Origin of the sequence: Bacillus cereus group sp. MS39 (assembly GCF_040448665.1) — a bacterium.
Lineage (GTDB): Bacteria > Bacillota > Bacilli > Bacillales > Bacillaceae_G > Bacillus_A > Bacillus_A wiedmannii.
The window spans coordinates 4,587,137-4,601,826 of the sequence record NZ_CP123058.1; the positions used below are offsets into that span (position 1 = coordinate 4,587,137).

The window sequence follows — 14,690 nt, forward strand, 5'->3', positions numbered from 1 at the left end:
TTTGAACACGAGTGAAAATATACGCATGGCCCTTTCCTCTATCTTTGCCCACAAAATGCGTTCTATCTTAACGATGCTAGGTATTATTATCGGTATTAGTGCCATCATTACTATCATTTCAATGGGTGATGGTACTAACGCAAAGTTTAAAAAAGAGTTAGGCCAAGGAAAAGATAATGAAGTAACGATTTACTACAACAATCCTGATTATGGAACGGATAGTGCCAAAATCACACCTGATATGCTAAACCGTCTTCAAACCGTACCAGGCGTTAAAGATGTGTATCCAGATGTAAGTATGAAAGTAAAAGCATCTGCTGGTTCAAAAGATGTAAATCTTGATTTAAAAGGTGGAACAGGCGCCTTTATGACAGATTCGAAAATAAAATTAGTTCACGGTCGTGAATTAAACGACAGCGAATTAAACCAAGCAATCCCTGCTGTTATATTAAATGAAGAAGCTTTCAACAAATTATTTAGTGGTTGGGAATCAAATCAATACACAGATATAAAAGGAAAGCCGTATAAAATAGTCGGTGTATACGAAACGAAAAATGAGTTCGGAATGGCTATGCCTGAAGGTTACACATCACTTGAAAACGCGCCTGTCATTTCAGGAGTAAATGAGTATGACTCTGTAAGATTAACGATGACCTCTCCAACAGAACGTAAAAGTGTAGAAAAACAAGCCGTTTCTGTTTTAAACGAAATGAAAGCTCCTAAATTTGAGCACAAATTCGAAGCACAAGATTTAGGTGAATTTACGAAGCAATTAGACGAATCCATTGGCATGATGAAAATGGTATTCGGTGGTATTGCTGCTATCTCCTTACTTGTTGGTGGTATCGGCGTAATGAACATCATGCTTGTATCTGTAACAGAACGTACACGTGAGATTGGTATTCGTAAAGCACTTGGTGCAACGCGCGGTAAAGTATTAACACAATTCTTAATTGAATCTTGTATTTTAACAGGACTCGGTGGTTTCATCGGATTCATGCTCGGTATCTTCTTCGCTTGGATCGTCTCAATCTTTGCTGGATGGCCACTCGTTGTCTCAAAAGAACTTGGACTTCTTGCAGTAGGTATCTCAATGTTAATCGGTATTATATTCGGTTTACTTCCAGCTAACAAAGCTGCAAAACTGGATCCAATTGAATGTTTACGATATGAATAAATAAAAAGCGTAGGATTTTACACTCCTACGCTTTTTATTTATCCCGCTTTAATGGGCAGTAAGACCCCCCACCTCAAAATTCAGCGAAAGCAAAGAATTTAGGTGGGGGATCAACTGCCCATTAAAGCCCAATTGGTTCAACTAATAATCAGTGGGGGAGGAAGAATCCCCCCCACTGATTAAAGTTTCACTTTATCTATTAAATCGTGTTTCTTCTATTATATATGTTTCACGTTATCAACATCTTTAATTATTTTAACCTACTAAAGCTATTATAGAATCCTATTATTGCAAAAATAATATGTGACAGACTAAAATCAAGGCGTAATTTTTTCCATACCTCGACTTATTTTGTAACAATTATAACGATATTTCATTAAATTTCACCTCATTTCAATCTCTCCACAGCGAAAATAGTTATTTTTACATAACTAATCACCTGTTCTAACAGCAAAATACGCCATTTTTGTAACGACTACGAAATTATTACGTAATAATACTGAAACATTGTTAACCTATTAGAAATTGAAATACTCCCCTTTTTATGCATCTTATGCTCAAACCTCCCCTAAAAACTATAAGAAAGCGCTTTTAGGATATTACTGGAATTATTACAGAATATTAACGCCCCGTTACGAAAGCTTTGTAATTCTATGTTTTTCGCAAATAAGAAAATAATGGTTGCTATAATGAGGTCAACGAAAACAAATGCAATGGAGGCTATTATGAAAAAATTTATGGGTATAGCAACAGCAGCGGTTTTTGGTCTTGGGATTTTCACAACATCTGCTAAAGCAGAAACAATCGTAACGACTGATGTACTAAATGTACGAGAAAACCCAACTACTGAATCACAAGTTGTCGGAAAGTTATTAGATGGATATAAAGTTAACGTTTTACATACAGAAAACGGATGGTCAAAAGTGAAATTGAATAGCGGTAAAGAAGCTTTCATTAGCGCTGACTATACAAAAGACACTTACTACGTAACAGCAAACGTATTAAACGTACGTGCTGGTGCAAACACAGACTCAGAAATTCTTGGTAAATTGAAACAAGATGATGTAATTGAAACAACACACCAAGTACAAAATGACTGGATTCAATTTGAATATAACGGAAAAACAGCTTATGTTCACGTTCCTTACTTAACAGGTAAAGCTCCAGTTAAAGTTCAGCCAGCAGTTAAAGTTGAAAAAACAACTAAAGTTCAAGATACAGCTAAAGTTCGTGAAGCAGTTAAAGCCGGTGAGGTAGCTGAAACTCAAGCAAAAGCTAAAGCACAAGAAGCAACTAAAGCTCGTGAAGCAGCTGAGGCTCAAGCAGAAGCTAAAGCACAAGAAGCGGCTAAAGCTCGTGAAGCAGCTAAAGCTCAGGCAGAAGCTAAAGCTCAGGCAGAAGCTGAGGCTCAAGCAGAAGCTAAGGCCGGGGAAGCAGCTAAAGCTCGTGAAGCAGCTAAAGCCGAGGCAGCAGCTGAAGCTCAAGCAGCGGCTAAAGCTCAAGAAGCAGCTAAAGCTCGTGAAGCAGCTAAAGCCGAGGCAGCAGCTGAAGCTCAAGCAGCGGCTAAAGCTCAAGAAGCAGCTGAAGCTCGTGAAGCGGCTAAAGCTCAAAAACCAGCTACACAACAACCTGTTGCAAAAGAAACTGAAACAAGTGCACCATCATCTTCTCGTGAGTTACGTGTTGTAGCAACAGCTTACACAGCAGATCCACTTGAAAATGGTTATAAAGCAGGCGACCAAGTAAAATCAGCTTTAGGTCATAACTTAACAGCAAATCCAAATATGAAACTTATTGCAGTTGACCCAAGTGTAATTCCATTAGGTTCAAAAGTATGGGTTGAAGGTTACGGAGTAGCAATCGCTGGTGATACTGGTGGAGCTATTAAAGGAAATAAAATTGACGTTTTAATGCCTGATAAAGGTACATCAAGTAACTGGGGACGTAAAACAGTTACAGTTAAAGTATTAAACTAGTTCGTATAAAAAAGGTCAGTCTCATTGAGGCTGACCTTTTTTTGCGTTCCTTCTAAAGGAAAATATACTCTACCTGAAATTATATCCACGATTTTTCAAATATATCTATCGTAACCTACAATATATCCACGATTTTCCGAATATATCTATCGTAACTTATACTATATCAACGATTCGACAAGGAATATCGATTTACCGACAAACTTTGACATTGAAAAGTACTTTATGATAAAAAGGCTGCCCAAAATTCGGACAGCCCCCTATACTTCCCTATTCCACACAAGTAAACTGCGTCCAAGCTCCTACATAATCTAATAAGAATAACTCTTCTTCCGCAATTGTACCGACAATATTTTTCCGTTCATCTATCGGCATTTCTTTTAGAATGATTTGCAGTTCACCTTTATACTTACCGAATGAGTTGTTTCCAATTACAACTTGCCCTCTTTCCTGTCGTACACTTTCGCGCACTGGGAAGTCATAGTCTTTATACTTTTTACGCACTTCTGTAGAACGTACCATATATTCTGTTATATCGCCGCGTCTTACGTGTAATTCTTGCAGTGTCGCTTTCTTTTCTACTTCAGTCGCTTCTTCCACAAAGTGTACTTTCAGCTGTAACATGTAACGATTTAAGTTTCCTAGTTTCTCTAACTCTTCTTCATTCGCATAAGCATTTCCGATAATCACATCATCAATAAGCCCTGTTGCCCATAAATGTTTCGCTTGTACTTCAATCGGTAAGTTACGATGTTGTTCTAACGTACATAATCCGTCATTAATATCCCATGGACCGATGTCGGCTGCATGGGACGTAATAAAGGCTGCCGTGCGAATGCCATGCTTTTTAAAGCGTTCACTACAGCGAATGAAATAATCATATGGAAGACCAGTGAATTTTTGTGGATAGAAGTTATGACAGCCAATTAAAGCTGGTTTATTCGCCTGGTGCGAAAGGATATTCTCTAAGTATGCAATATCGTTACTTACGTTTAGCTCAATTTTTAAGCCATACGGATTATTCGTCATTTTCGCTTCTGTTAATCCGTCAAATCCTAGATCTAAACGAATACCGTCTGCACCTAACTCTGCAAAGAATGATAGATCACTATAGCTAATACCAAGTTGATCGAATACTGCCGGAGCTACATCTAAAATAACTTCCATATTGTTATCTTTTGCATGATTAATAATTTCTTTAAATTCAGCTACAATTTCTTCTTTTGGACGATTCACAGATAATAGACATGTGAATATTCTTGAAAAACCGTGGCGTGCCGCTGCCGAAATGTATGCCATATCTTGTTCTTTCGTTGAATGCTCTGGATAAAGTGAAATTCCTAATTTACGCTCCATGCTTTTGCATCTCCTTCACACGTTGTATTAATGCCATGCTCGTAAATCTATATTTTGCAGATAAACATGTGGCACATAAAATCGTTGGTACAATAATTACGTACGGTGATTGTAAGCTTAGCATTACATATGCACCCATTGAACTACCGATAAATAAAATTGATATGAGTAGTAACACTAATAAAGATTTACTTTGTACCCATTTTGAATAATGTGCAATACACTGCCCCGCTACAAATGTAATTAAGATGATAATTGCTCCGAGCATTCTGTTTTCTCCTCTCCTGCTAATTGCTGTTTCTCATACATTTTGAAGAATGGATAGTAAATAACGAATGAGATCACAAAGTTAACAAGTACAAGTACACCAGCCATAATTGTCCAGTCTGTACTAATAATCGCTGCAATTGGTGCTAACATCGTAAATGGCAGTTTCGCCATCATGAGCGGAATCATGCCTGAAACAACTGCAAAATATGATACTGTCGTTGTCACTAACGGTGTAATAACGAATGGAATAATTAAGATTGGGTTCATTACAATTGGTGCCCCGAAAATAATTGGTTCGTTAATATTGAATAAACCTGGTACGAATGATAATCTACCTAACTCTTTTAGGAACTTAGATTTAGAGAACATAAACATAATAACTAAAGCTAACGTTGAGCCTGATCCACCGATCCATACGAACCATTGAATAAATTGCTCTGTAAATAAGTTTGGTAATTGATGTGCATTTCCTGTAGCTGTGAATACTTCCATATTTTCAAGAATTGCTGAATCCCACATTGGACGAATAATTGGTCCTAAAATCGCAGGGCCATGTATACCGAATGACCAGAAGAACACGATTAAGAATACTGTTAATAAACCGCCGAATAAATTATTTCCTACTAATACTGATTTTAGTGGTGCGATTAAATATGTGATTGTTGTATTTACATCGAATTTTAAACCGTAACGAATACCCCAGAATAAAAGAATAACGACTAAAGTTGGAATTAATGCTGCAAACGAGTTTGCAACTGCTGGTGGTACACTGTCTGGTAATTTAATCGAGATATTATGCTTAATCATAAAGTGATAAATTTCTACTGCAATTAAAGCTGTAACAATTGCGCCGAATAAAGACGTTGCACTTAATGTTCCTACTGAAATGTATCTTCCTGCATCAATAACACCTGGTACAGCTTTCGTAATTTGAATTGGTTCAACTGATGCTAGTAAAAAGGCGAGTACAGATAACAACCCTGCACTTAACTGATTGAGCTGATAAAAGTTTGCGAGTGAAGCTCCTACCCCAAATGCTGCGTATAACGCCATTAAACCTACTGTAAACCGGAATGGAATATCTAAAATATGGCGAAATGGTGCAATCCATTCCATATATGCATCAATTGGTAAATTTAAAAAGATAACGAAAAATGATCCGACAATCGTTAACGGCAATGTAGAAATAACTCCGTTTCGAATTGCTAATAAATGTCGTTGTCCTGCAATCTTTTGCGTTGTTGGCATAATCTTTTGTTCCATAAAACTCATAAAACCATTCATCAATACCCCTCCTCTTTCTCTTTACTACGCAAGGACAAAAAGTTATAACATTATAATGTTTATATTTAAAAAAATATAATTATGCTAAAACTAATTGTTCTGCTTGTTTCAGTACTTTTAAACCGTCACACATGCCATAATCTCTTTGTTCTATTATTGCAACCGGTATATCGTATGATTTCGCAAGAAACTGTACCGCTGGAAACAAATACTTCACTTGTGGTCCGATTAAAACAACATCAGCATTTTTTATTTCCAGTTTCACAAGTTCTGAATCAACTGCTTTAATTTTATAATCCTTCCCTTGTTTCTTTGCCTCTTCTTGCATTTTTCTTACAACCATACTCGTTGACATGCCTGCTGCACAACATAATAAAATGTACATCTTATACTGTCACTTTCTCTTCTACTCGTTTATGAAGAGTAATAAATTCTTCAGCAAGTTCTTTCACTGTAATTGCATTCATTAAATGATCTTGTGCATGCACTAACAGTAAACTGATTTCTGCATGATTTCCTCTTGCTTCTTCTTGAATTAAGTCTGTTTGAATGCGATGAGCTGCCGAAATCTCTTCACTAGCAAGTGTCATCTTTTCGCTCGCATTCTCAAAATCTCCTTGTCTTGCAAAAGCAATTGCTTCAAGCGCCGCGCTTCTCGCATTGCCACCATGTAAAATTAACGCAAATGGAGTTTGCATATCAGTCATTTTAAATTCCCCCAAGCTATCTTTTTTCTATATTGTTATCTTATTATGAAAACGCATACAATTAAACATAAAAAACTTCCGTTGTGTAACGGAAGTTTTTATATACTTTTTCAAAACGATAGTAAAATCTCTTGAAATTCTTCAATCATTCCAGCCTGAGTTAATTTCTCTATCGTATGCTGACTAGACATAATATCATATAAAAAATCATAAAGCTTTTGTAAATCTTCATTATTATTGCGCTTTACACTAAATAAAATAATAACTTGTACTTTCTTATCTCCCCAGTCAACCGCTTTATTAAGTGTACAAAACATCAAAAATGTTTTCTCACTTAATAACTGCATCGGATGTGGAATTGCAACTAAATTCCCAACGGCTGTCGGAGATGTATTCTCTCTTTCCATAACAGAATCATAAAATTTTTCTGGTACATAGTTTTTCTCAGCAGCTTTCTCACATAAGAATTGGATAACCTCTTCCTTCGTAGAAGCGCTATGATTTAAAAAGATCAAATCTTCCTTTATATACTGCTGCACACTAGTATTCACATGCGTAAACAACTGCTGACCGATTGACTTAATCTCTTTATCATCAAATATTGAGTTCACTTTTATAACAGGCACAGGCAAACCACTCGGTATATGAATCGTACTAATGATACAATCTATTTTATCTTTATAAAGGTCTTCCACTTTCAATTGATAATAACCTGTAATCCCTACAATCTCTAATTTATCTCGGAACTGTGATAGAATTTTATATTTCAATAGCTGGGCGCTTCCTTGACCAGTCGCACAAACTAGTAAACATCTTTTCTTTTGATTCTGTTCCTGTAAACGACTCATCGCTCCCCCGAAGTGAATCGCTATATAACCAATTTCACTTTCCGGAATCGATTCTCCCGTATAATAACCAATTATATCTCCAACGAGAACCGCAATTTCAAAAGCATACGGATAATTCTTTTTCACTTCTGCCAAAAGAGGATTTCTCGTATTTAACTTATACTTCAAACGGTTTAATAACGTTTTTAAATGAACACCAAATCCAAATAATAATTCTTCATCATAATAAAAAATAAGATTCCGTTCTTCCGCTACTTTAAAAAGAATATGTTGCATAAATGCATATAGATCTTTCCCTAATAGTTCTTCCACATTTTCATAACGATCTCTCGCTGTAACAGCAGTACTCAATAAATGCATCGTCACATATAAAACTTCTTCTTCTGGAAATGAAAGATGCAACTCTTTCTCTAAATCTCCTACAATCTGTTTCGCAATTGTATATTCTTTCTTTATGATAAGTTCTGATTGCTCCGCATTCAGCCCTTTCATATAATGTTGATTTTCACAACGCCTTATTGCAATTGCAATATGAATGACTAAATTATCAATTTCAATATCTGATAAATATATCGTTCCTCCCTCGATATACTTTAATATAACCGAACGGATAAGTGGGATATGAGGTAACGATAAATATGTATCCCTCTGCTCAAATTGCTCATGAAACGGAGTATGATCATAGCGCGGTAAACCATATTGTGATAAACAAGACCGAATATGAAACTCCTCTCCCACAATACGTATACCATAATACGGTCTCTTTTCAATTTGTAATTGATAGCGACCACATATATCTGTCACATCTTTCATAATTAAATTTACAGTCGATTTACTCACATAAATCTCCTCTGCTAACTGTGAAAGCTTCACATACCCTTCTGTCGTTACAATACGTTGCAGAATGTACGCTATCCTTTCTTCATAAGAAGTTGGGATCTTTTCCGTCTGTTTTTGAAATAAACCCACGCAAAACTCTTCAAACTTCTTCGTTTGTATAATTTCTAGTTCGTATCCAGTCCCTCTTTGCGATTCAATTTTCGCCCCGTTTTCTTCCAATATATCATTTAATAATTTTATATCTTTTTGAATCGTCTTCGTTGATACATGTAAACGGCTCGCTAAAAAAGCTCGATTTAACATCGACTTCTCTTCTAAAAACTCCTCTAAAATAGAAATTAATCGCTGATGCACTTTTGTCATAGCTCTTCCTCTCACAATTTATATATAAAAAGGAAAAAGCTGCTGAAGTCAGTAGTTTTTTCCTTTTTCATTTTATCTATTTCTTTAATGTAAATCCGAATTTATCCCATGCTTGTAAATAATCTAATAAGAAAATTTCTTCTTCTACAATTCGGCCAACTACATTTGTTTTTCCTGTGTTCACCATATCTTTTAACGCAATTTGTAATTCACCTTTATATTGACCATACTGTTCATTATCAATTAAAAGATCACCGCGTTTAATTTCGCGTGTATTATGCGGTTTGAACTCTTCTTTCTTATATTTCACACGACTTTGTGTCGAGCGAATCATATATTCAGATACATCTCCACGATAAAAATGAGGCTCGTCTAATACGATAATTTTTTCTAGTTCTGTTGTTGTATCATATAATCCTATATCAAATGTTTGTTTCTCTTTATTTAATGCACCTAGTGCTTGTAATTCTTCTGCTGATGCATACGCGTTCGCAATAATAACATCATCAATTAACTCTGTCGCAAATAAATGCTTCGCTTGTGTTGTCATCGGTAATTCACGATGCTGCTCTAACGTACATAACCCTTCTGTTACTGGCCAAGGTCCGTACGTTGCATCAAAGGATGAAATAAACGCAGCCGTTCTCATACCGTAATCTTTAAATTGTTTCGAGCATTTAATGAAATGATCGTATGATAATCCTGAATAACGATGCGGATAAAAATTATGGCAACCAATTAAATTTTCACGGTTTGGTCTATGGCTCATAATGTTATCTACATATTTCGTACCGTTACTCATATTAATTTCAATTTTTAAGCCGTATGGATTGTAAGTCATAATCGATTCTTCTAAACCAGAGAAACCGACATCTAAACGAATACCGTACGCTCCTAACTCATGGAAGAAAGATAAATCATTATATGAAATACCTAATTGTGTAAAAACAGACGGACTAATATCAACTAATACTTGGAACCCTAATGCATTTGCATGAGAGATTGTTTCTTTAAACTCTTCTATAATTTTCTCTTTTTCTCCATCTACAGACAATAAGCATGTGAATACACGAGTAAATCCGTATTTACTTGCTAATGTTAAATATTCCTTATCTTTCTCTACTGTTGAATGTTCTGGATAAATAGAAATACCTAATCGTCTCATATGTACACGCCTCTTTCTTCATTGTTTTGTAAACCTTTTCAAATATGTGTAGTGAAAAAGTATATATCCCCTTCTCATTCACTACTTTTTGAATCCGCTTTCTTTAAAGAAAAAACAACTTCTATCATTCATAACAACTACAAGTCTATACATCTATACTTTACAACTTTTTTTCATAGTTGTGTAGCTTTTACACAAATTTGTCAGTTTTTCCACCTCGAAAATTGTTATACGTTTTCAAGGCACCTTCCTTGACTGTTACATTGACCAATACATATACTCGAAAGAAAAGAGAAAATTTTATATAGGGGATGAATATATGGGAGAAGCAATACTCGTAAAACGAGAATCGTTATGGACGAAAGAGTTTGTCGCTTTAATTTTTGCAAACTTATGTATGTTTTTAGGGTTTCAAATGTTAATTCCTACTTTACCTGTTTATGTGAAAGAAATTGGCGGCACAAGTTCCAATATCGGATTTGTTGTCGGCATGTTTACCGTGGCGGCACTTTTTGTTAGACCGCTAACTGGAAATGCCTTGCAAAAATTTAATAAAAAAATCATTTTAATGATCGGTACTGCTATTTGTTTACTCGCTATGGGCAGTTATCTTTTCGCTTCAACCGTCTTCCTATTGCTTGCCGTTCGAATTTTACACGGGGCTGGTTTTGGTATTACAACGACTACATATGGAACTGTCGTTTCAGATTTAATTCCACAAGCTCGCCGCGGAGAAGGCATGGGATATTTCGGTCTTTCTGGAACGATTGCAATGGCGCTCGGTCCACTTATCGGACTTTGGCTCATGCAAACATATAACTTCACGATTCTTTTTTTATGTGCACTTTCATGTACAATTGTTTCATTAATATTAACGAAACTACTTCAAATCAAAAAATCGCCGCAACCACCACAGCAAACATCTGGTACTTTTCTCGATGGATTTATTGAGCGCAAAGCTTTACTTCCTTCATTATTAATATTATGTATTACATTAATGTACGGCGGAATCGGAAGCTTTATTACATTATTTGCTACGGAAGTCGGAATTGCTGATATAAGCCTCTTCTTCTTATTTAATGCACTTGCAATCGCTGTCACTCGTCCGTTTTCTGGAAAGTTATACGATGCGAAAGGTCATGCATTTGTTATTATTCCAGGAGTTATCATTACGTTTACAGGTATTATTTTACTGTCGTATACAACTACAATTCCGAGTTTAATTATTGCAGCAGCATGCTACGGAAGTGGTTTTGGAGCGATTCAACCTGCACTACAAGCATGGATGATTGACCGAGTAGCACCGCACCGACGAGGAGTTGCAACAGCTACATTCTTCTCCGCATTTGACCTTGGAATTGGTGCTGGCGCGATTATTTTTGGATTCATTGCACATTTTACAAACTACGCAACTGTATATCGTTATTCCTCTCTATTACTTATTGCTTTCCTGTTCATTTACATTACAAGTATAAGAAAGAAAAAGCATGGAGATAAAAACAGAGAAAAAGCTGCTGGATAATTTCAGTGGCTTTTTTTATCGTATTTTTGCTGTTATAAAACCACATGCATTTTCCTACATATTTTTTTAACTTTCATCAAAAAATATACGATGAACTCGCAGACGCTTTCCTTCATATCCACCTGAACAATACTATTCTAAAAAGTGTGATTTATTTACAAAATTAAGATTTATACAAGATGAAAACCAATAAAATACAGCTGTTTCTTTAAAGAATTGTAAACTTTTTGTCCCTTTGTAAAGTTAGTGTAAATTTTACTAGCAAACCGTTTACAGTGCCTCAAGGTTTAGTTAATAATTACAGCGTACATGAAATTTAAGGAGTGGAGTGCGTGGAATATAATGTTCAAGATATGATCTTCCAGTTCATTGGTGGATTAGGTATTTTCTTATTCGGGATTAAATACATGGGCGATGGACTGCAACAAGCAGCTGGTGATCGTCTTCGCGATATTTTAGATCGCTTTACAACAAACCCACTTATGGGTGTACTAGCAGGTATGTTAGTTACTGTATTAATCCAATCAAGTTCAGGAACAACCGCTTTAACAGTCGGACTTGTAAGTGCCGGATTTATGACATTAAGACAAGCAATCGGTGTTATTATGGGTGCGAACATCGGAACGACAGTTACTGCATTTATTATCGGAATTAAAATTGGAGAATATGCGCTCCCAGTTATGGCAATTGGAGCGATTTTACTATTCTTCTTTAAAAATAAAAAAGTACATTCTGTAGGTCAAGTTGTATTCGGTTTTGGTATGTTATTCTTCGGTTTAGAATTAATGAGCGCAGGTATGAAACCTCTTCGCTCTTTAGAGTCATTCCAAGAGTTAATGGTTAGCATGAGTGACAATCCAATTTTAGGAATTATTGTCGGTACAGTGTTCACTTTAATTGTACAAAGCTCAAGCGCAACAATCGGTATTTTACAAGAACTATTCGGTCAAGGTGCTATTGATTTACAAGCTTCTCTTCCTGTATTGTTCGGTGATAACATCGGTACAACAATTACAGCAGTATTAGCAGCAATCGGTACTTCAATTGCCGCAAGACGTGCAGCATTAGTTCACGTTATCTTTAATATTATCGGTACCATTATCTTTACAATTTTATTAGTACCATTTACAAGTTTAATCCAATATTTCCAAACGTCATTAAACTTAAATCCAGAAATGACAATTGCATTTGCACATGGAACATTTAACGTAACAAATACAATCATTCAGTTCCCATTTATTGCAGTATTAGCATGGATCGTAACAAAAATCATTCGTGGTGAAGATTCATCTATTAACTTCAAACCGCAACATTTAAATCCAATCTTTATTGAGCAATCTCCAGCTATTGCTTTAACTGAAGCTCAAAAAGAGGTTGTACGTATGGCTGAATTTTCATTACACGGCTTAAAAGAAGCGAATCAATATTTAAATACACAAGACAAAAAGCATGAAAACATGGCTACTCAATTAGAAGGAGCTATTAACAATTTAGATAAAAAAATTACCGAGTATTTAGTTTTACTATCGGAAAAGCCGCTTTCACCTTCAGACTCTGAAAAACATTCCGTTTTAGCAGGTGTTGTTGGAGATATTGAACGTGTTGGTGATCATGTAGAAAACCTAGTAGAACTTGTAGATTTCCAAATTTCAAACCGTGTTTCCCTATCAGACGAAGCACTAGCTGAACTAAATGAAATGCTTGAATTAACAATTTCAACATTACAAGACGCAGTTGAAGCTTTAACAAACTTCGATACTGAACTAGCACAAACGGTTATTGCAAAAGAACGTAAAATCGACCAAATGGAACGTGTTCTTCGTAAACGTCACGTATTACGTCTAAACGAACGTAGCTGTTCAGGTGATGCAAGTATCATCTTCGTTGATATGGTAAGTAACTTAGAGCGTATCGGTGATCACGCTGTAAATATTGCTGATGGTGTTTTAGGTGAACAAGGTAAAATCAATTTAAAACAATCATTATAATAGAAAAGAGACGCTAACTTAAGCGTCTCTTTTCTTATTTCATATTTACAACAGTTCTTCCTTTTAACTTTCCTTGCAATATAAGTATAAACTTTTCATCTAACTCTTCTAATGTACATTCTTCTGTATAAGATAGTAGCTCTTTATTTTCCCATTCACTTGCTAAAAGCGTCCACACATCTCTTCTCACATCCACTGGGCATTGCACAGAATCGATTCCTAAAAGGCTTATGCCTCGCAAAATAAACGGATATACCGTTGTTTGCAATTCTTGTCCTGCCACATTACCGCACGTCGTTACACAACCACCATACTTTACCGTTTTTAAAGCGGTTTCTAGCATATGTCCACCTACAGTATCGATAACCCCGGCGTATATCCCTTTTAACATTGGTCTTCCTGATTCATCATTCAACTCCGTACGATGAATCACTTGTTTCGCTCCTAGACGTAGTAGCATCTCTTCTTCTTCCATTTTCCCTGTCGCTCCTACTACGTTAAATCCTAGCTTACTTAAAATACTAACCGCTACACTCCCTACGCCGCCTGTTGCACCCGTTACTAAAACATCTCCCATACTAGGCGTTATGCCTGCTCCAATAAGCTTATATACTGATAAAGCAGCTGTAAAACCTGCTGTCCCGTACATCATACTTTCCTTTAATGACATCCCCTCTGGTAAAGGGATGATCCAAGATGCTGGCACGCGAATATACTCTCCGAAACCACCAGAAGTATTCATACCTAAATCATATCCCGTTACAATAACTTGGTCTCCTACCTTAATGGTTTCATCTGCACTACTCACAACCACTCCTGCTGCATCAATCCCTGGCGTATGAGGATATGTTCTCGTAACACCTTTATTACCCGTGGCTGAAAGAGCATCTTTATAATTTAATGAAGAATAATGAACCTGTATTAATACGTCTCCCTCAGGTAAACTACTTACTTCTCTCTCTACAACGTTTCTTACAAACTGCTTACTTTCTGTTTCGTTCACAACGATTGCTCGGAATGATGTATGATTCATTATGCTCTCTCCTTTATCCGTAAATTTCTTCTTTATTATATAGAAGAAATAAGTAAACCTACTCATTTCTTCTTGGCTATATTTCAACAAATCTTACTTCTCTATTACTTTCTCACAATACATATTTTCATTTCTACTAAAACAACTTATACTTATTCTAC

The 14,690-nt window shown here is 35.9% G+C and carries 12 protein-coding genes; 4 read left to right on the top strand and 8 right to left on the bottom strand.

What is annotated here, in order from left to right; all coding sequences use genetic code 11:
• Window position 1: 1 nt before the first annotated feature.
• Both QEP67_RS23830 and entC read left to right on the top strand, forming a co-directional pair.
• A complete protein-coding gene (locus tag QEP67_RS23830) occupies window positions 2-1,177 on the top strand; it encodes an ABC transporter permease (RefSeq protein WP_001097717.1) in 1,176 nt (391 codons plus the stop codon).
• A gap of 602 nt (window positions 1,178-1,779) precedes the next feature.
• Window positions 1,780-3,153, top strand: coding sequence for a cell wall-binding protein EntC (gene entC, locus QEP67_RS23835; protein ID WP_353706637.1), 1,374 nt, complete (start codon window positions 1,780-1,782; stop codon window positions 3,151-3,153).
• 270 nt (window positions 3,154-3,423) lie between these two features.
• Here the strand turns inward: entC and QEP67_RS23840 are convergent, their stop codons facing one another.
• From QEP67_RS23840 to QEP67_RS23870, 7 genes are all read right to left on the bottom strand, one after another.
• Window positions 3,424-4,509, bottom strand: coding sequence for a MupG family TIM beta-alpha barrel fold protein (locus QEP67_RS23840; protein WP_000440087.1), 1,086 nt, complete (start codon window positions 4,507-4,509; stop codon window positions 3,424-3,426).
• Complete coding sequence (locus QEP67_RS23845) at window positions 4,499-4,777, bottom strand: hypothetical protein (RefSeq protein ID WP_000900028.1); 279 nt, start codon at window positions 4,775-4,777, stop codon at window positions 4,499-4,501. Before QEP67_RS23845 ends, QEP67_RS23840 begins: the two co-directional genes overlap by 11 nt.
• Complete coding sequence (locus QEP67_RS23850; protein WP_001013048.1) at window positions 4,753-6,063, bottom strand: PTS sugar transporter subunit IIC; 1,311 nt, start codon at window positions 6,061-6,063, stop codon at window positions 4,753-4,755. The genes QEP67_RS23845 and QEP67_RS23850 overlap by 25 nt, the downstream gene beginning before the upstream one ends.
• A gap of 79 nt (window positions 6,064-6,142) precedes the next feature.
• Window positions 6,143-6,448, bottom strand: a complete 306-nt coding sequence (locus QEP67_RS23855; RefSeq protein ID WP_000275638.1) for a PTS sugar transporter subunit IIB — start codon at window positions 6,446-6,448, stop codon at window positions 6,143-6,145.
• Between the two features lies 1 nt (window position 6,449).
• Complete coding sequence (locus QEP67_RS23860) at window positions 6,450-6,770, bottom strand: PTS lactose/cellobiose transporter subunit IIA (protein ID WP_000131328.1); 321 nt, start codon at window positions 6,768-6,770, stop codon at window positions 6,450-6,452.
• Window positions 6,771-6,880: 110 nt separating this feature from the next.
• Window positions 6,881-8,821 (bottom strand): BglG family transcription antiterminator, encoded by a 1,941-nt coding sequence (locus QEP67_RS23865; protein WP_048567154.1) that lies wholly within the window; start codon window positions 8,819-8,821, stop codon window positions 6,881-6,883.
• Window positions 8,822-8,897: 76 nt separating this feature from the next.
• Window positions 8,898-9,986 carry a DUF871 domain-containing protein gene (locus QEP67_RS23870; RefSeq protein WP_001253361.1) on the bottom strand — a complete coding sequence of 363 codons (1,089 nt, stop codon included), beginning with the start codon at window positions 9,984-9,986 and terminating at the stop codon, window positions 8,898-8,900.
• 319 nt (window positions 9,987-10,305) lie between these two features.
• On the opposite strand from QEP67_RS23870, the gene QEP67_RS23875 reads away from it, so the two are divergent.
• Together QEP67_RS23875 and QEP67_RS23880 are read left to right on the top strand one after the other, a co-directional pair.
• Window positions 10,306-11,508: an MFS transporter gene (locus QEP67_RS23875; protein ID WP_000503278.1), complete on the top strand. Its 1,203-nt coding sequence runs from the start codon at window positions 10,306-10,308 to the stop codon at window positions 11,506-11,508.
• Window positions 11,509-11,840: 332 nt separating this feature from the next.
• Window positions 11,841-13,496: a Na/Pi cotransporter family protein gene (locus QEP67_RS23880; protein WP_000456268.1), complete on the top strand. Its 1,656-nt coding sequence runs from the start codon at window positions 11,841-11,843 to the stop codon at window positions 13,494-13,496.
• A 34-nt stretch (window positions 13,497-13,530) separates the two neighbouring features.
• On the opposite strand, the gene QEP67_RS23885 is transcribed toward QEP67_RS23880, so the two are convergent.
• Window positions 13,531-14,529: a YhdH/YhfP family quinone oxidoreductase gene (locus QEP67_RS23885; RefSeq protein ID WP_001016994.1), complete on the bottom strand. Its 999-nt coding sequence runs from the start codon at window positions 14,527-14,529 to the stop codon at window positions 13,531-13,533.
• Window positions 14,530-14,690 lie beyond the last annotated feature (161 nt).